This window comes from Mesorhizobium sp. M0998 (genome assembly GCF_040318885.1).
Lineage (GTDB): Bacteria > Pseudomonadota > Alphaproteobacteria > Rhizobiales > Rhizobiaceae > Mesorhizobium.
Map to the genome: position 1 here is coordinate 58705 of NZ_JAMYND010000026.1, position 16865 is coordinate 75569.

Sequence of the window (16865 nt, forward strand, 5' to 3'; positions counted from 1 at the left end):
ATGAGCGTTTACCAGACACTCAGCTTGGAAATATCCGGGCGCGTCGCAGTCGTCACCTTCCGGCGCGCCGATCAGCTCAACGCCATGAACCGGCTGATGCAAAGCGAGATCACCGAGGTTTTCGAGGCGCTGTCGCAGGATGACGGCGTCGGCGCGATCGTGGTGACCGGCGAGGGGCGCGGCTTCATGGCCGGCGCCGACATCAAGGAATACGCTGCCCAGACGGCTATCGAGTTCGACGCCTTCCAGGCCGCCGGCACGCGCATGTATGCGGCGGTCGAGAACAACCGCAAGCCGGTCATCGCCGCGGTCAACGGCTTTGCGCTCGGCGGCGGCATGGAGCTGGTGCTGTGCTGCGACATCGTCATCGCCAACCAGTTCGCGAAGCTCGGCCTGCCCGAGATCAAGCTCGGGCTGGTCCCGGGCGGCGGCGGCACGCAGCGCAGCGTCCAGAAGCTCGGCCGCAACCGCTCCAACCTTTTGCTGATGACCGGCGCCATCGTGCCGGCTTCCGAGCTCGCCGCCGGGCTGGTCAACGAGGTCGTCGACGCCGAAAAGCTGATGCCGCGGGCGCTGGAACTCGCCGGCATGATAGCCGCCGAACCGGCTGCCGCGATCGAGGCATTGAAGGCGCTGACGGCGCACGCCGTGTCGGGCGACTTGGCGGAAGGCCTTGCCATGGAGCGCGACGTACTGGGCGGGCTTTATCGTAGCGAGACCGGCCAGCAGCGGGTGAAGGCGTTCGCCGAAAAAAGCGCCGCGCGGCCGAAGGCTGGGCAATGACATCCCTGGTCAAGCAAAACCGGCCGCGCTTCACCGATGTCGAGGGCCTGGCCGCGATGGTCGGCGGCGGCGACGTCTTCGGTGTCGGTGGCCATCATTTTGCCCGGCTGCCGATCGCCTTGTTGCGGGCCATCGCCCGCTTGGGCGTCAAGGATCTTCGCTATGTCTGCTGGGCCGGCGGCCTGCCGCTCGAACTGCTTCTCGAAGCGAATGCCGTGGCGGAGGTTGATATCTGCTTTTCCAGCCTCGATATTTTTGGCTTGCCGCCGCGCTTCCGCGCGGCTGCCGAGACCAATGCCGTGCCGGTCCGCGACTGGACGGCGCTGGCCATGATCCAGGCGCTGCGGGCGGGGCAGCAGAACCTGCCGTCGATGCCGTTTCAGCTTCCGGAGGGTTCGGACATGCTGGCGCGCGTGCCGGGTGCGATCGCCGTGCCCGATCCGATCGTGGGAGCCACGACCGGGATCATCCCGGCCTTGCGGCTCGATACGTTCGTCGTCCATGCCCAGCGTGCCGACGAGAGCGGCAATGTCCAGATCATCGGACCACGAGCGCTCGATTTCGCCATGGCCGGCGCGGCGCGCGAGGTGCTGGTGACGGTCGAGGAGATCGTCCCGGTCGGAGGGCTGCGGCATGATGGTCGGCAGAGCATTTTGACCCGCAACCAGGTGTCGGCGATCGCGCTGGCACCAGGCGGCGCCTATCCCGCCTCCTGCCTGCCATTCTATGTGACGGACTATCAAGCGTTAGCGGAGGCGTTCGCGGCCAAGGAAATACCTTTGTCGGACAGCCTGAGCATGCCTTCGGAAGGCGTGCCGGAGCGGGTTCAAGACGCTGCAAAAGTCGGCGCTGAAACAGTCCTCGCAATGCCCAGGCTCGTGCACGGCAACAAGGAGGCGTCCATCGACGAGATCATCGCCGCCCGCATCGCCGCTGAGCTCGACAATGAGAGCTTTGCCAGTGCCGGCGCGGTGTCGCCGCTCGCCAATGTCGCCTACCGGCTGGCCAAAGCGACGCACGCGCCGGACATGATCATCGCCACCATGAGTTGCGGCCATCTCGACATAGCACCGAGCCGGATGATCCTGTCGCTGATCGAAAGCCTCGATTGCGAAACGGCGGTGGCGCATGCCGGCGGCGACGACACCTATTCGACCTACTATCAGGCCGGCGCGGTGACGCATGAGATCGTCGGTGCCGCGCAGGTCGACCGCCGTGGGCGCGTCAACACCATTGCGCTGCGCAAGTGTGACGGCAGCCTTATCCGGCTGCCCGGGCAAGGCGGCATGGCCGACGTCGCCAACATGCATCGCGATTATCTGCTCTACGTCCCCCGCCATTCCGTGCAGTCGCTGGTCGAGACGGTCGAGATTGCCAGCTCGGCGCGCGGCCTGTTGACTGAGGCCGAACGCGAGCCGATGGGCTATCGGACCGGCGCGGCATTGGTGTTCACCGACCTTTGCGTGTTTCGGCTCGACGGGGAGAGCCGGCAATTGGCCGTCATCGAGACCATGCCGTGCGTGACGCGCCAGCAGCTCCAGGATGCCACCGGCTTTGCCCTGACATTCGATGCCGATTGCCGCGAAGTTGCGCTACCCTCAAACGAGACGCTCGACATCCTGCGAAACCGCATCGACCCGCTCGGCCTGCGGCGCCTCGAATTCGTCAGCGCCAGGGAGCGCAGCGCCCTGATCGCCGAGATCCTGGCCACCGACCGGCGGATGGTCGAGCGCTGCATCGCCGCACAGCGGTCGCATACTGCACCGGATTGAAGGGGGTGCGCATGGCAAAGCCGTTGCTCGAAATGTCGGCCGCGAGGGTCTTCTTCGATGGCATCTTCACCAGCCCGCGCATCGCCCATCCGGAAGGCGTGGCCATCCATCGCGACGGCTCGATCTGGTGCGGCACCGAAACCGGCGACCTGCTGCGCTTGGCCGCCGATGGCGGCTCGGTCGAACGCATGGGCGGTACGGAGGGCTTTCTGCTCGGCATCGCCTTCGATAGCGCGGGAAACTGTTTTGCATGCGATTTGAGACATTCGGCGATCTTTCGCTGGGATGCCGCGACGGCTGGTATGCAGCGCTTCGCCTCGGCCGGCATCCGCGTGCCGAACTATCCGATCGTCGACGAGACACGCGGCTGGCTCTACGTGTCGGACAGCCTCGGCGAAGACAACCGCTCCGGCATTTTTCGCTACGATTTGAAGACCGGCGAAGGCGGCCTGTGGTGCAGCGAGACCATGGCCTTCGCCAACGGCATGGCGATGGCGCCGGGTGGCGATGGGCTTTACGTCGTGGAAAGCCATGCGGCCTGCCTCAGCTATGTGCCAATCCGTGCCGACGGCACGGCAGGACCTCGCCAACTCGTCGTGGACGGCGTGAGCAACGTTCCCGATGGCGTCGCCTTGGCGCCGGACGGGTCGCTGTTCATCTCATGCTACGAGCCCAGCCGTATCTATCGCTGGCGAAAGGATAGCGGGCTCGAGGTGCTGATCGAGGATCCGGCGGCAACGACGCTCGCCCACCCAACCAACATTGCCTTCAAGGGCGACAAGCTCTACACCGCAAATCTCGGCCGCTGGCACATCACCGAAATCGACTTGACGGCGATTTCTTAGATCGGGCCGAACCGGGCGGCGCTGCCCTATCCCAGCCGCCCGTGACTCGATCGGATGCGCAACACCTGCACCCGCGACGGCAACTCGATCAGGAACTCTTCGTCCCGCTCGAGATGGTGGATTTTTGTCGGATCGCCGCCGGTGAGCGCCGCCATCGCCTCGACGTTTTCCCAATAGGAGATCGTCACGAATTCCGAATGGGTCGGCGTGTCCTCGCGAAAGGTCTGAACGCCTAGTGCCTTCTCGATCAGCGGCTTGATGCCGGCCTCGTAATTGTAACTCTCATAGGCATCCGCCTTTTCAGGCACGGTTCTGCCGCGCCAGATACGAGCGATGGTCGGGGATTTCTCTGTAGCTTTCTCTGTCATGGCCAATGAATTCCTGCTGGTCTGCTTGGTCCGCGGCGTTCGGCAAGGCCAGCCAAGGAACGCATCTCCCCGGCTGGCAGCCTGGTATCCAGTTGCCGGCGACTTTTTATCCTCCCCGGCCGACGAGCTCGCGCTGCCCCAGACAGGCCTCCTGCCGACCGGTAGGAGACTTACTCCTGATCCTCGGCGCCGCCTCCGTGGAAGAAGGACCGGATTTCCTGCATGTCGACGCTGCCGTCACCGTCCTCATCGACGGCGTTGAATATTCGCCCGACGAAATCCTGGACTTCGCTCTGAGAAAGCGCGCCATCGCCGTCCGCATCTACTATGGCGAACATCATTCGCATCTTCGCGCCATGCATCCCGCGTGGAATGCCGCCGCGCCCTCCCATCTCCCACCCTCGCTCAGGCGGGCCCATCCTGTAGTCGCGATGCCAGCGGTCGGGACCTCGCCGTTCTGTCCAGGGCGCGCGATCTTCCTGCATTCTCTCCTCCAGCATCTCAGTCATCATCTGGCGCATCATATCGCGCATGGCATCCTGGCTCTGCCCGATCACTCCGGGCGACGGTTCGGCGCCACGATCCGGTGCCGGCGCGGCGGGCGCAGGTGGGCTCGTCTGGCCGAATGCCGGCGCGGCCAACATGGCCAGCGCCGCGACAATTACAGTGGTTTTGCTTGCGAGCGTCATCGTATTCTCCATCGGTATGAATTGTGGCCGAATATGTCTGCATCCAAGCCAAACCGGCTGCTCGCCTCATGGTTCCTGGGCAGTCGGCACAACGGCGGAAAAGTCCGCCCGATCGCGGCAACGAAAGCTCGTTGTCCACGTTGCCATGGATGGATGCGACGCTCCACCAGGAGGAAAAAATGGCCGACGATAAGAGCAAGCGAGATTTCCGCGAGCGCGACCGCGTTGCTGCGGAAGACGACCGTGAAGTCGAGTATTTTGCCCAACAGAACCGCATCACCGCCGATCAGGTCCGCCAGCTGATCAAGAGCTTCGGCAATGATCGCGGGCGCCTGACCGTAGCCGCGAAAGCGTTGCGAGGGATTTCACCTGCCGGAGCCGACGAGGTGACCAGGGAAGCCCGCCAGCAGGCGACACCCATGCATCTCGGCAAACCCGACGAGTGATGCCGGGGGGCAACTGCTCTGCCGCTGCCGCGGGCATCAGAACTTGCGGCTCAGATAATCCGAGTCGCGCAGTCCGAACCGCCACTCGGCATCGACAGCCTTGGAAATGCCGATCCGGCGGCCTGTCAGAACGGCGCCGGCTTCGCTCGGCGGCCTGAATTCGAATGGCGGCAGGTCCAGCGGCAGACCGTCATAAGATTTGTCGATAGCCAGCGCCTGGCAAAGGCGGCCCGGTCCCGAGCAAAGCAGCCGGGGATCGTCAACGCGGCGATTGGCCCGCATCACCTCCAGCCCTAATCGCGGTTCGATTGCGCGGATAAGCACGGCACTGCCGGGCAGGCACACGGCATTGAGGCACCAATGCAGGCCATAGGAGCGATAGACATACGCGCTGCCCGGGGCGCCGAACATTGCGCCGTTGCGCACCGTCCTGCCACCGAAAGCATGCGAAGCCGGGTCATCCGGGCGATAGGCCTCGGTCTCGACGATGCTGCCGCCAACGCCGTGCAAAAGCAGCGAGGCGCCAATCATGTCGCGCGCCACGATGGTGGCGTCACGGGCAAAGAATTGATGGTTCGTAGCCAACGTGCACCGGACTGATCGCGCCTGGACCTGGCGCGACAACAAATTCTCGGACCGGAAGCAAAATGTCCAGCCACTGCGCCGCGGGTCTGGAACGGCTGTATTCAGCGCAGCATGGCCGCGACGATGAAAACTGCAGCGGCCAGCACGACGATGGCGGCAATCACCATGACTGGCCCATATCTGCTCGGTTGGACGTCGGGCTCATCCGTCAGCGGGCGCATCGCATTGGCATAGCTCGCCTGGTTGGTAAACTTCGGCGTTTCATGGCGCGCGGCAGGGCTCTTCGGCCGAGCGTTGCCGGCGGATTCCGCGTCCGTTTCCATGGGAGCCGCAGCCGGATCGATGCCCGGGGTCTTGTCCCCTTCGCGCCCGGCGTCGATATCGCCCCGCGCCTGAGCCGGGCTTCGCCCAAGAGGTGCTGCGTCGGTCATCGTCGAGGTCCTTTCAGAGCATCGGCGTCAAGCATTCTAACCTGCGTCTCATTTCAAAGTTCCCCCGTTTCAAAGTTCGCCCCGTTTCTAAGTGCCAACGAGCGGAAACCGCCTGGGCCTGCTTCCAGGAACAACCGGCGATCGAGCGGGTTGAGCAAGCATCGGGAGAGCAACATGGACTTGGTGCGCCACGCGCCCAGATCGGCAGTTCGAAACAGGCTCCAGCGCATGATCTACTTCACCGCCGACACGCATTTCAGCGACCCGCGCATCCTGCGTATCGACCGCCGCCCGTTCGGCTCGCTGGCGGAACATGACCGGGCCCTCATTGCGTTCTGGAACGAGACTGTCGGGCCGGACGACGAGGTCTGGCATCTCGGCGATTTTGCCAGGGGATCGGCCGCGTTCGTGTCGTCGCTTCTGGCGTCTCTTCATGGCAGCAAGCATTTGATCATCGGCAACAACGATGCTGCGGCCACCATCGAGGCCACGGGTTGGGCGAGCACGCAACACTACAAGGAGCTGGCGCTCGACGGCAGCCTGCTGATCCTTTGCCACTACCCTTTTCGCACCTGGAACCAGATCGGCAGGAAATCGATCGACCTGCATGGCCACTCCCACGGCAGGCTGACCCCGGTCACGCGCCAGTATGACGTCGGCGTCGACAGCTGGGATTTTCGTCCGGTCACGCTGACCACCATCCTGGCCAGCCGCGGCCGAAGGGCGGCGCGGCAAAGCCGTCAAAAAGTCGAGTGATCGAAAGTGCCGGCCGTGCGTTGAGGAATTTCAACGCCAGGGAGCACGCCATGAACAGACGTGAACTGATCGATGCCGATGGCGGCAATCATGCCGCAAAACCCATTCCGCGCGCCGCGTTCGATAGCACCTTGGCCCTGCTGCACGAAGGCTATGACTTCATTTCGGCCCGCTGCCGGCGCATGAACACCGACATCTTTGCCACGCGCCTGATGCTGCGGCCGGCAATCTGCGTCCGCGGTGCCGAGGCTGCCGAGATGTTTTATGGCGGCGACCACTTCACCCGAATTGGCGCGATGCCGCAGACCACGCTGCGTCTGCTGCAGGACAAGGGCAGCGTCCAGGCGCTCGACGGCGCCGCTCACCGCCACCGCAAGGCGCTTTTCCTGTCGATCCTGTTGGATAGTGACCAGATCGAGCGGCTCCGCGCAACCTTCCGTCGCGCCTGGCTCGACCAGCTGGAAGACTGGCAGCGGCGTGACGAGATCGTCCTGTTCGACGCCGTAAACCTCGTCCTGACCCAGGCGGCAGCGGATTGGGCCGGCATCCCCGCCGACAAGGATCGCGCCGAACAAGCTCAGCGGCATGGTCGAGAACGCCGGCGGCATCGGGCCGTCGACCATGCTGGCGCTGTGGCGGCGACGCCGGACCGAACGCACTATCGGCGAGCTTGTACGGCGCGTTCGAAGCGGCGCGCTTGATTTGCCGGCAAACAGCCCGGTCCGCCTGGTCAGCGAATATGTCGATGCCGAGGGAATGCCGCTCGATCTTGCCAGTGCTGCGGTCGAGATCATCAACATCATCCGGCCGGTTGTCGCCATCGGCCGCTTCATCATGTTTGCGGCGCTGGCGCTTCACCAGCACCACCAATGGTACGATAAGTTCGCCGCCGGCGATGACGACGGGCTGGAAGCCTTCGCCGAGGAGGTTCGCCGGCTCTATCCGTTCTTCCCGTTCATCGGCGGCCGCGCCCGCCACCCCTTCGAATGGAAGGGCTACCGCTTCGGCAAAGGCGACTGGGTTCTGCTCGACCTGCACGGCACCAACAACGATCGCCGCCTGTTTGTGGAGCCGGACCAATTTATCCCGGAGCGCGGCTTGAGCTGGAAAACCCACGGCTTCGACTTCATCCCGCATGGCGGCGGAGATCCGGCGACTACCCATCGCTGCCCCGGAGAAGCCGTCACCGTCGCGCTGATCATGGAAGCGGTTCGCCTGCTGACGCGGTCGATGGCCTACCAGGTGCCTGATCAGGATATGACCGTCTCGCTTGCCCGCATGCCGGCGCGGCCGAAATCCGGGTTCAGGATAGATAATGTGCGGCGAAAACCCGGCTGAAAGGCTGCCGGTCGAACCGGAACCTCTGCGGAGCTGAGGCGTTCGAAAATTGCAAGGCGTAAAGGCAAACGCAATGGCTCAGAAGATCACGACAGGCGCGAACGACCGGCCGCGCAATGAAACCATCGGCCAATCCGGCGAAGGCCTGCCGGACGACAGCAGCAGGCCGCTCGAGGTCGACGAAGGCTGGGTCGCCCGGCTGAGAAACAAGCTGCAGGGCAACCCCCGGCAAGCCGCTCAGACCAACACGGACGAAGTCCCCGCAGGCACTCCAGGCGCTGGCGAGAATATTTGCCGCCGCTGTGCAGGGTCAGGCATGATCGACGGCCGCACCTGCCCCGAATGCGGCGGAACCGGCAAGGTGATGACGCCGATAGGCGGAGGCTGAGCAATTCCAGGAAAAGTGTGAAGCGGTTTTCCGTCCGGTATTTGCGTCAAACAATAAGATAGACAGGTTCTGCGTTTCCGCGGAACGATGAACCGTCCAGCGCCGGTCAGATCGCCGGCACCCACTTCCAGAACACGCCCTCCTTGCGGTCGGGGTAATGCTTGAACTCGCATTCGAAGCGCCAGCCATAGTTCTTGGCGGTGGCAAGCGCCTCTTTGCTGACCGGGTTCATGCCGGTTCCCGGCGCAAACCAGTCCTCCAGCAAGTCGTCGGGGATATAGGCGCCGATCCTCAAAGGCAGCTTTTCGAGGACGACATCCATTTCAGGTGGTGCAGGCACGGGGGCGCTCCTTTGAAACCTACCCGCAAAGAAGCCGTTTAACGCCAAGCGGGTTCATTCTTCTGTTCATAGTCCTGGAACGCCTTCTGGAGACCGCCGATCACCTCGGCGGACGTCTCGAACATCGCCTTCAGCTGCGGCTCATCGACCTTCTCGATGTCCTCGCGAAGGTGCTGCTTCACCTCCTCCAACTTTTTCTGCATTTTCTGCGTGTGGTGGCGCGGATCGCGGTCGGCAGCGCTAGTCATGATCAATCTCCAATTTGTGGATCTCGGAGAACTCGCCCGGCTCTGAGGATCGACAGGCGGGTTTGCAGCGTAAACGGCTTGCCGATAGCTGTGGTTCCCGACTGCGGATGCGGTCTTCGCGCGCCCAACGCGCTGTTCCTGGGTTCAACCGCCCGGTAGCAAGTCCGAAGGGCGCTTGCCGCGAATTCAAGACGCAAGCAGTGGCAGACGAGCATCGACCTATAGCCTACGCCTCGTCCGCGATCCATTCGAGCGAGGCGCCATGCGGGTCAGTCCAAGCTACAGGGGAGCCGTTCGCAGATAGGAGGAAGCGGCCAGGCGGCCAGCTTGTTCCGGCGCGTGTGGCGATGGACGGGAAGACACGAGGGAACTCGTTCGATACCCAATAAGGCGCGAGACGCATCGCCTGCTCGGCGAAAGCTTCTCTGTCACCAAGGTCGGAGACATAGTCGAGGACGGCTGTGTGAAAGATGACGAGTGTAGCGTCGTTTGGCGCTTCGTTGCAGAGTTGCACGAGGTCGCTCCCGCGCAGGTCGCCCTTCACCACCCGAGGCTTGACTGTGGCAGCTATCTTTAGGGCCGCCCGCAGATTGGCAAGCCGTGCTGTCTGTTCCGGCCAGACCAGTGTCTCAAGCCATGCGACTTGCGAGTCGTCCGAAGCATCTATCGGGCTCAGGTCCAATCCAGCCCGCCAGACGACTTGCGGCAAGGCCGTCGGCAATGGCGTTGTTTCGCTGGCGAGGCATCGGAAGACAGGCGGCTCCAAGGCCATCGCAGGTGCGCGGATCACCTTGCGTCCGTAGTCATAGCCGTAGAGGTCGGGCATGAGGCAGAGCCCTGCGGAGGTCCCGACCTCGATGAGGGCCAGCGGCTGCGGCAAACGCGCCAGGACGGGGAGCAGGGTGGCGCATCTTCCCGGCTCGTTGGTTTGCGTTGAGCGCTCGAGCATGAGCGAGCGGATAGCGTCGGGATTAGCCTGAAGCGCCTGGCGAAGCTCGGTCCACCCTGTCGGCGTGCCGAACAGGTGACGCACCGCTGCAAGTAGAAGGTTCGGTTGCCGCTTTAGGTCCGGAAGAGTCGACAGGAAACCGAGCGCCTCCCGATCCCCAGCGACTGCCCGAGCCAACTCCTCGTAGAGCGGCGAGCGACCGCGAGCTTCCGTATCGGCGAAGCGAATATATCGGGCTGAGATCTCGGCCAAGCCCTCCTCGTCCATATCCGCTGATCCTCGGTCCCAACGTCTCATCACAGTACACGATCCACGGATCTGATTGGAGCCAGGCCCGGCGTTTTTACACAGGCTTGACCCCCGCGGACTTGCCGCGGTCGCCTGCTTAACCGTTGCGCTAGGAGGCTGTGCGCAATCCAAAATCTGGGGAACTGGTGTCTCGCCCAGGGGTGCGGTCCACCATGTCTCCGGTATAAACCGCAACCCATGTCTCCGGGTTGGACATTTGAGATTTGGCGCACCCGACAGGATTCGAACCTGTGACCTCTGCCTTCGGAGGGCAGCGCTCTATCCAGCTGAGCTACGGGTGCCTTCAGGATCGGTGATCCCAAAAACGAACCAGCCGGTAAACCGGCCAGCCACGGCTTCTTAGCGGAAGCAGGCGCCGGCTTCAACGGGCAATCGCCAGCGGGCTCAAGTTGCCGTAGCAGCCCGGGGGAGACAGACACCCTCCCGTCCGGCGCCACCGCCTGCTCATTCGGTCACGGTAAGCACCGTCTTGCCGCTGATGCTGCGCTGCCGCAGCGCGTCGAGGGCCTGGGCTACGTCCCGCCACGGTACGGTCATGACCACGCGCGTTTCGAGCCGGCCGGCTGCGATCAGCGCGAGCAGCGAGGCGATGTCAGCGCCAACCTCCGGACCGGAAGCGTAGTAGGCGAAGGTCTGCAGCCGCGCACCTTCGTGCCCCGGAACGAACTGGCGGAAGCCGATGGGCGTGAGTTCGCCGCTGCTCGAGCCGAACATGACGACGGTCCCGCCGGGCGCGATCCGTTCGATCGCGTGGGCGAGGCTATCGCCGCCCACCGATTCGGTAATCAGCGAGAACAGTCCTTCGGCCAGCTCGATCGTTTCGACGACCCGCTCGGCTCCGAGGCCGCGGAGATCGTCGGCATGCCGTTCAGCGGCGACCGCCACCACCGACGCGCCCTGCTGGCGGGCGATCTGGATCTGGAAACGGCCGACGGCGCCGCTTGCGCCGGTAATCAGGACCCGCTGGCCGGCCAGGTCGCCGCCGAGGCGCACGGTCCGCAGCGCGGTCGTGCCCGCGACCGGAACAGTGGCGGCGGAGACGAAGCTGACGTCGTCCGGCAGGACGGCGAGGTGGTCGGTCGGAACGGCGACCCGTTCGGCCCACCCGGCCTCGTCGACCAGAGCCGCAACCCGGGCGCCGACGGCCGGCCCGGAGCCGTCGGCCGCGGCGCGCTCGACAATTCCGGCGACGTCCTGGCCAGGCACCCAGCCGTTCGGACGGACGTTGAGCAGGCGCAGTTCACCGCGGTTCAGCGAGACTGCCCGGACCGAGACCAGCGCCTCATGTGGGGCGGGCTCGGGCTCACCAAGCTCGGCGAGCCGCAACCCGGTGGCGCTGTCGGAAGATGTGACCAAGGCGAGCATTGGTATCGTTCCTTCTTGCTGCGTGGCGGACGCCAGCCTGTTTTCGTGCGCCGGGCTTGTTGGTCCGACGTTCAGAACGCAAGCAGGGCATGACTAAATGGAAGCCCGCCTGTCGGCTTCTGAGTTACTCATCCCTAAACTATCGACTTTCCTGTTTGAGTAATTTAGATATCTCGGTAGTCGATCGCTAAAATCAGTCAATATGAGACAGCCTCTCCGCTACCCCTGGCCTTTCGATCCGGATGATGTCCTCGCCCCGGCAATCGCCGTGCGCGTTGACGTTACCGAAACCAGGGCGGAGGTGCCGGACCACCACCACCGCAAAGGGCAACTCGTCTTCGCGCTCGGCGGTGGCGTCACATGTCGCGTCCCCAGCGGCCTGTGGATGGTGCCGCCGCATTGCGCGGTGTGGATTCCCGGCGACATGGAGCACAGCAATATCGCGACCGCCAATGCCCGGATTTTCTTCGTCTATATCGAACCGGGAGCTACCGACCTGCCGGACCGGTGCTGCACGCTTTCGATCACGCCGTTGCTGCGCGAGCTCATCATAGAGCTGACGGATCGCGTTGAGGACGATGACGCGAGGGGCGAGCTCCTGACCAGCGTACTGCTATCCGAACTGCCGCGCATGCCTGTCCAGCAGCTGCATTTGCCGATCTCGTCCGAGCCGCGCTTGAGGCGCATCGCCGCGGCGTTGGCGCAAGATCCTGCCGATCGCAGCACGCTGGCGGAATGGGCCAGTCGCGTCGCGCTCAGCGAGAGCAGTCTCGCACGTCTCGTGGTGAAAGAGACAGGACTGACCTTCGGGCGCTGGCGCCAGCAACTGCACCTGATCGTCGCAATGCGCGAGCTGGCCTCCGGCGCCAGCGTGCAGCAGGTTTCGGCCGATCTCGGTTACGAATCGGTCACCGCCTTCATCACCATGTTCAAGAAAGCGCTTGGCAAGCCGCCGGCAAAGTATCTCAGCAGTGTCGCGCAAAACGGCGGCTCTGCGTTTGTCGCCTGAACCCGTACGCGGTCAACACTCGGACTTCAACTGTCACTGCTCCTCGGCATACAGCAGCCGCGTCTTTGCCTCCGAGGTCGGCAACAGGCTGCGCTGGATCAGCGCCTCGACGTGGTCGTTGCGCTGGCGCGCGCTGTCGGCGCCCATTACCACGATGATCAGCCTGTGCCCGTCTGCATTATAGGAGGTGACGATGTTGAAGCCCGAAGCTCTGATGTAGCCGGTCTTGATGCCGTCGACGCCGCGCACCCGGCCGAGCATGTCGTTGTGGCCGCGCACCAGCCTGCCGCGGAACATGAAGTCGCTTTCGGAGAAATAGTGGAAATGCTGCGGGAAGCGGGCGTGCAGCGCCATGCCGAGCACCGCCATGTCGCGCGCGCTCGTGTGCTGGTCGCCGTCCGGCAGGCCCGAGGCGTTGCGGAACACGGTGCTGCTCATGCCGATCTGGCGCGCCTTGGCGGTCATCATGCCGGCGAACGCCTCTTCGCTGCCGCCGAGATATTCGGCAATTGCGACCGCCACGTCATTGGCCGATTTGACGATGATGGCGCGGATCGCCGAATCGACGTCGATGGTCTCACCGCGCCTGAACCGCAGCTTGGTCGGCGGCTGCCGGGCGGCGTTGTCCGACACCGGAATTTGCGTCTCCTTGCTGATGCGGCCCTGGTCCAGCGCCTCGAACAGGAGGTAGAGCGTCATCATCTTGGTCAGCGACGCCGGATAGCGCGGCGCCGTCGAGTTGACCTCGAACAGCGTCTTGCCGGTGCCGGCATCGATGACCATGGCGGCATATTTCTGCGGCGGCGCCGGTACCGCCAGCACGCTGTCGGGCGGCGTGACAGTCGTGCAGCCGGCAGCAAACAGCAGCAGCGCCAGCACAGCGACGCATTTGTGGACGGACGAAAAGAACCGGAAGGCGGACAAGTCAGTTCCGAAGGCAGGCTGTTTCTGAGACGACGCGAAGCTATCTTAACGCAAAGGCACAGTCCATTTGGTTAATATCGGTCGGGGCCTCGAACGGTGCCCTGTCCACAGGCCGACGTGGCGCCGCCTGATGTGAATTGCCGGCCACCGCGCTTGCGCAACCGGCGGCGAGTGGGCTTTGCTGGCGCCGGCAGAATCGGGCCGCCAGAATCGGGCTGGCAGAATCGGGCTGGCAGAATCGGTAGGTGCACATGGATACGGTCACGATCACGGCGAAGGGCATTTCGGTATCGGTCGATCTTGCCGTCGGCCATCTCGCCGACATGACAGTCGATATCGATGGCCGCCGGCTGAAGCCGCTGCATCGCGCACCCTGGGTCGGCGAGCCGCGCGAGATGCTGCCGAAAGACCTGCCTGAAGGGACGGTCCACCTGTCCGGCGATTTCCTCTGCGCGCCGTTCTCGATCAGCGACGTCGAAGCGGCACCTTTGCATGGCTGGCCGGCAAATAGCCGCTGGGACGTGGTCGACAGCGCGGCAACAGCCGACGGCTGGCGCGCCGTCTTCCGCTTGCAGCGCCCGGTCATGGGCGCAACCGTCGACAAGATCCTGACCTTGCGCGACGATCATCCCTTTCTCTATCAGGAGCACGTCTTTTCCGGCGGCGCCGGCGCCATTCCCGTCGCCCACCACCCGATGACGGTGATGACGGCCGGCGGCAGGCTGGCCTTCTCGCCCAAGCGCCTTGCCGCAACGCCGAGTGAGGCGCCGGAGCCCGATCCGGCCCGCGGCCGCTCGTTGCTCGCCTACCCGGCGCGAACCGCCGACCTGACGCGCTTTCCCGCCGCCAACGGCGGCACGATTGACCTGACCACCTATCGCATGGACCAGCTCCGTGAGGACTTCGTGACGCTGGTCGAGGCCGATCATGGCGGGCCGGGCTGGACCGCGCTGGCGCGCCAGGCGGAAGCCGATCTCTTGCTGGTGCTGAAGAACCCGGCCGAACTGCCGGTCACCATGCTGTGGGTCAGCAATGGCGGGCGCGATTATGCGCCCTGGAGTGGCCGCCACCGCGGCGTGCTCGGCATCGAGGACGGCCGCACGGCCGTCGGCCACGCCGCATCGCTCGGCGACAATTGGCTGAAGCGCGAAGGCGTGGCGACCGCCTTTGCCCTTTCCGAAGGGCGCCGCTTTTCGTTCCGCCATGTCATCGGCGCACTGCCATGGCCATCCGGCGAGCCGCCGCACGACGTCACGACCTCGCCGGGCCGCATGCGCATCCTGGCGGCTGACGGTGCCGTGCGCGACGTCGGCTTCGACGGCGATTTCCTGCGGATCGGTCAATCCAGGCCCGATTGAAGGCTTGGCACAATCCGGCGTTTGAAATTTTCGAAAACTGCCGCCAAAATGCGCCAGAACCACCGTAAGGGGGCCAATGTCAGAAATCGCCCATATCGCTGCTGCCATTTTCAAGCGCGCCGGCAAGGCGCCGCGCTTCATCGTTGCCATTGCCGGTCCGCCCGGCGCCGGCAAGTCGACATTGTCGGCAGGCTTGCACGACCTGCTGCCGGAAGGCACGGCGGAAGTCGTGCCGATGGATGGCTTCCATTACGATGACGTCGTGCTCGATCGACGCGGCCTTCGCGCGCGAAAAGGTGCTCCGGAAACCTTTGATTTTGCCGGCTTCGAAGCGCTGCTGAAGCGCATCCGCGCCGGCGAGCCGGATATCGCCATCCCGGTCTTCGACCGCAGCATGGAGCTGTCGCGCGCCGCCGCTGCGATTGTCGCCGCCGACACCAAATTCATCCTGGTCGAAGGCAATTATCTGCTGCTCGACGAGGAACCCTGGACACGGCTGGCGCCGCTGTTCGACTTCTCGATCTTCGTCGATGTGCCGCGCGCCGAGCTCGAGCGCCGACTGCTGGCGCGATGGCACGAGCACGGCCGCTCCGACGAGGACGCGCGCGCCTGGATCGCCTCTAACGATATGCCGAACATCGACCGCGTGCTTGCCCGTCGGCGGCCCGCCGACCTGGTGGTCGGCGACCTGGCGTGACTTGCAAGGAACCGCCCGGCCGGAACCTTGACAGTTTCAGGCCGTTATCCCGGACACGGCAATTGTGCCCATGAGGGAACCGTTCGATGGAAACCATGGCAAGAAAGCCTGCGCCCGCCAAGGGCAGGGCAACACGATCAAAAGCCACTCGAGTGAAAACCAGCGCCGGCCCGGCAGCGGCGGCCCGCCCCAAGGATGCGGCAAAGCCCAGCTTTGGCAAGGCGGCGCCGAAAAAGGTGATGCCTGCCGCGGCCAAAGCCGCTGCACCCAAGCCCAAAAGATCGGCAAGCAGCAGAGGATCGATCGCAGGCAGCGCAATGCGCACCGTTAAAGCAACGGCCAATGTCGCCGCCGGTGCCGTGCTTGCCACCGCCAAAGGTGCGGCGTCGCTTGCTGCTTCCGTAGTCGGCAAGGGCGGCTCAAAGCCCCGGACCAAGGCAAAATAGCCGAGCGGAATCGACGTAAGATCAGCTTCTGGCCGGAATGGTGAGGCCCCTCTGCACCGCCGGTCGGGCGAGGCCACGCTCCAGCCATGCGCCCACGCTGGGGAAATCGTCGAAACCGACGAGTTCCCGCGCCTCGTAGAAGCCGATCAGATTGCGCACCCACCCAAGCATCGAAATATCGGCGATCGTGTAATCGTCGCCCATGATCCAGCTACGGCCCTTGAGCCTCGTTTCGAGGACGCCGATCAGCCGTCGCGACTCGTCGCGATAACGTTCCAGCGGGCGCTTGTCGGCGATTTCGCGCCCAGCGAATTTGTGGAAGAATCCGACTTGGCCGAACATCGGCCCGATCGAAGCCATCTGGAAGAACACCCACTGGATCGTCTCATAACGCAGCGTCGCGTCTGCCGGGACCAGCTGGCCGGTCTTGTCGCTGAGGTAAAGCAGGATGGCACCGGATTCGAACAAGCCGATCGGCTTGCCGCCCGGGCCGTCCGGATCGATCATCGCCGGTATCTTGCCGTTCGGGTTCAAAGACAGGAATTCCGGGGTCCAGCTCTCGTTGTTGCCGATATCGACGGCATGCGGCTCGTAAGGCAGGCCAAGTTCCTCCAGCGCGATCGATATCTTCACCCCGTTCGGCGTCGGAAACGAATAAAGCTGGATGCGGTCGAGGTGGCTCGCCGGCCAGCGCCTGGCAATCGGAAACGCGGACAGATCGGTCATCGAAACTCCTGGTAGGGGACCGCGCCGAGCGGCACGGTCATGGCGGGTCGCAGAGAGTTAGGCGCGACGCCTGGCGCGATCAATATGCGCATG

General features: G+C 64.2%; 23 protein-coding genes and 1 tRNA gene. 13 read left to right on the forward strand and 11 right to left on the reverse strand.

The genetic code is table 11. The features are described 5' to 3' along the window. The 3 genes from NKH59_RS22845 to NKH59_RS22855 are packed head-to-tail and all read left to right on the forward strand — an operon-like array spanning position 1 to position 3400. Positions 1–783, forward strand: a complete 783-nt coding sequence (locus NKH59_RS22845) for an enoyl-CoA hydratase/isomerase family protein (protein ID WP_352769357.1) — start codon at positions 1–3, stop codon at positions 781–783. After that, positions 780–2555: a CoA-transferase gene (locus NKH59_RS22850; protein ID WP_352899321.1), complete on the forward strand. Its 1776-nt coding sequence runs from the start codon at positions 780–782 to the stop codon at positions 2553–2555. Before NKH59_RS22845 ends, NKH59_RS22850 begins: the two co-directional genes overlap by 4 nt. Positions 2556–2566: 11 nt before the next feature. Further along, positions 2567–3400, forward strand: a complete 834-nt coding sequence (locus tag NKH59_RS22855; protein ID WP_352501148.1) for an SMP-30/gluconolactonase/LRE family protein — start codon at positions 2567–2569, stop codon at positions 3398–3400. Positions 3401–3426: 26 nt separating this feature from the next. Here the strand turns inward: NKH59_RS22855 and NKH59_RS22860 are convergent, their stop codons facing one another. Further along, the gene (locus NKH59_RS22860) at positions 3427–3768 is read right to left on the reverse strand and encodes a hypothetical protein (protein WP_353023150.1); all 342 of its coding nucleotides are present in this window, start codon (positions 3766–3768) and stop codon (positions 3427–3429) included. 170 nt (positions 3769–3938) lie between these two features. Then, entirely contained in the window at positions 3939–4457 is a 519-nt protein-coding gene (locus NKH59_RS22865; RefSeq protein ID WP_352539895.1) for an EF-hand domain-containing protein, read from the reverse strand. Between the two features lie 23 nt (positions 4458–4480). On the opposite strand from NKH59_RS22865, the gene NKH59_RS22870 reads away from it, so the two are divergent. After that, positions 4481–4903, forward strand: a complete 423-nt coding sequence (locus tag NKH59_RS22870) for a DUF3606 domain-containing protein (RefSeq protein WP_353023152.1) — start codon at positions 4481–4483, stop codon at positions 4901–4903. A gap of 36 nt (positions 4904–4939) precedes the next feature. Here the strand turns inward: NKH59_RS22870 and NKH59_RS22875 are convergent, their stop codons facing one another. Together NKH59_RS22875 and NKH59_RS22880 are read right to left on the reverse strand one after the other, a co-directional pair. After that, positions 4940–5488, reverse strand: a complete 549-nt coding sequence (locus NKH59_RS22875) for a DNA-3-methyladenine glycosylase (RefSeq protein WP_353023154.1) — start codon at positions 5486–5488, stop codon at positions 4940–4942. A 101-nt stretch (positions 5489–5589) separates the two neighbouring features. Continuing rightward, positions 5590–5919, reverse strand: a complete 330-nt coding sequence (locus tag NKH59_RS22880; RefSeq protein WP_353023156.1) for a hypothetical protein — start codon at positions 5917–5919, stop codon at positions 5590–5592. 228 nt (positions 5920–6147) lie between these two features. On the opposite strand from NKH59_RS22880, the gene NKH59_RS22885 reads away from it, so the two are divergent. The 4 genes from NKH59_RS22885 (at position 6148) to NKH59_RS22900 (ending at position 8401) form a co-directional block, all read left to right on the forward strand. Beyond that, positions 6148–6675 carry a metallophosphoesterase gene (locus NKH59_RS22885; RefSeq protein ID WP_352456007.1) on the forward strand — a complete coding sequence of 176 codons (528 nt, stop codon included), beginning with the start codon at positions 6148–6150 and terminating at the stop codon, positions 6673–6675. A gap of 50 nt (positions 6676–6725) precedes the next feature. After that, positions 6726–7376 (forward strand): cytochrome P450 family protein, encoded by a 651-nt coding sequence (locus tag NKH59_RS22890; protein WP_353023158.1) that lies wholly within the window; start codon positions 6726–6728, stop codon positions 7374–7376. Beyond that, the gene (locus NKH59_RS22895) at positions 7261–8013 is read left to right on the forward strand and encodes a cytochrome P450 (protein ID WP_353023160.1); all 753 of its coding nucleotides are present in this window, start codon (positions 7261–7263) and stop codon (positions 8011–8013) included. The genes NKH59_RS22890 and NKH59_RS22895 overlap by 116 nt, the downstream gene beginning before the upstream one ends. 73 nt (positions 8014–8086) lie before the next feature. Continuing rightward, positions 8087–8401: a hypothetical protein gene (locus NKH59_RS22900; RefSeq protein WP_352474772.1), complete on the forward strand. Its 315-nt coding sequence runs from the start codon at positions 8087–8089 to the stop codon at positions 8399–8401. Between the two features lie 106 nt (positions 8402–8507). Here NKH59_RS22900 and NKH59_RS22905 read toward each other — a convergent pair whose 3' ends face one another. The 5 genes from NKH59_RS22905 to NKH59_RS22925 all read right to left on the reverse strand — a co-directional run bounded on the left by NKH59_RS22905 (position 8508) and on the right by NKH59_RS22925 (position 11612). After that, complete coding sequence (locus NKH59_RS22905) at positions 8508–8741, reverse strand: hypothetical protein (protein WP_352474765.1); 234 nt, start codon at positions 8739–8741, stop codon at positions 8508–8510. Positions 8742–8779: 38 nt separating this feature from the next. Then, positions 8780–8989 (reverse strand): hypothetical protein, encoded by a 210-nt coding sequence (locus tag NKH59_RS22910; protein ID WP_352474763.1) that lies wholly within the window; start codon positions 8987–8989, stop codon positions 8780–8782. Positions 8990–9215: 226 nt separating this feature from the next. Continuing rightward, a complete protein-coding gene (locus tag NKH59_RS22915; protein WP_352474762.1) occupies positions 9216–10205 on the reverse strand; it encodes a DUF2332 domain-containing protein in 990 nt (329 codons plus the stop codon). A 246-nt stretch (positions 10206–10451) separates the two neighbouring features. Then, positions 10452–10528: transfer RNA gene (locus tag NKH59_RS22920), tRNA-Arg, on the reverse strand. A 163-nt stretch (positions 10529–10691) separates the two neighbouring features. Beyond that, positions 10692–11612 (reverse strand): zinc-binding dehydrogenase, encoded by a 921-nt coding sequence (locus NKH59_RS22925; RefSeq protein WP_353023161.1) that lies wholly within the window; start codon positions 11610–11612, stop codon positions 10692–10694. A 202-nt stretch (positions 11613–11814) separates the two neighbouring features. Here NKH59_RS22925 and NKH59_RS22930 point away from each other — a divergent pair, with 202 nt between their 5' ends. Continuing rightward, positions 11815–12621 carry an AraC family transcriptional regulator gene (locus NKH59_RS22930; RefSeq protein ID WP_352920058.1) on the forward strand — a complete coding sequence of 269 codons (807 nt, stop codon included), beginning with the start codon at positions 11815–11817 and terminating at the stop codon, positions 12619–12621. Between the two features lie 33 nt (positions 12622–12654). Here NKH59_RS22930 and NKH59_RS22935 read toward each other — a convergent pair whose 3' ends face one another. Then, positions 12655–13545, reverse strand: a complete 891-nt coding sequence (locus tag NKH59_RS22935; RefSeq protein WP_352970250.1) for a D-alanyl-D-alanine carboxypeptidase family protein — start codon at positions 13543–13545, stop codon at positions 12655–12657. 251 nt (positions 13546–13796) lie between these two features. Here NKH59_RS22935 and NKH59_RS22940 point away from each other — a divergent pair, with 251 nt between their 5' ends. From NKH59_RS22940 to NKH59_RS22955, 4 genes are all read left to right on the forward strand, one after another. Beyond that, positions 13797–14903 carry a hypothetical protein gene (locus tag NKH59_RS22940; RefSeq protein WP_353023163.1) on the forward strand — a complete coding sequence of 369 codons (1107 nt, stop codon included), beginning with the start codon at positions 13797–13799 and terminating at the stop codon, positions 14901–14903. Between the two features lie 76 nt (positions 14904–14979). Next, positions 14980–15600 (forward strand): nucleoside triphosphate hydrolase, encoded by a 621-nt coding sequence (locus NKH59_RS22945; protein ID WP_352539906.1) that lies wholly within the window; start codon positions 14980–14982, stop codon positions 15598–15600. 70 nt (positions 15601–15670) lie between these two features. Beyond that, positions 15671–15931: a hypothetical protein gene (locus tag NKH59_RS22950; protein ID WP_352920046.1), complete on the forward strand. Its 261-nt coding sequence runs from the start codon at positions 15671–15673 to the stop codon at positions 15929–15931. After that, entirely contained in the window at positions 15918–16046 is a 129-nt protein-coding gene (locus NKH59_RS22955; RefSeq protein WP_302893450.1) for a hypothetical protein, read from the forward strand. Before NKH59_RS22950 ends, NKH59_RS22955 begins: the two co-directional genes overlap by 14 nt. Before the next feature lie 21 nt (positions 16047–16067). Here the strand turns inward: NKH59_RS22955 and NKH59_RS22960 are convergent, their stop codons facing one another. Further along, positions 16068–16772 (reverse strand): glutathione S-transferase family protein, encoded by a 705-nt coding sequence (locus NKH59_RS22960; RefSeq protein ID WP_352920043.1) that lies wholly within the window; start codon positions 16770–16772, stop codon positions 16068–16070. Positions 16773–16865: the final 93 nt, after the last annotated feature.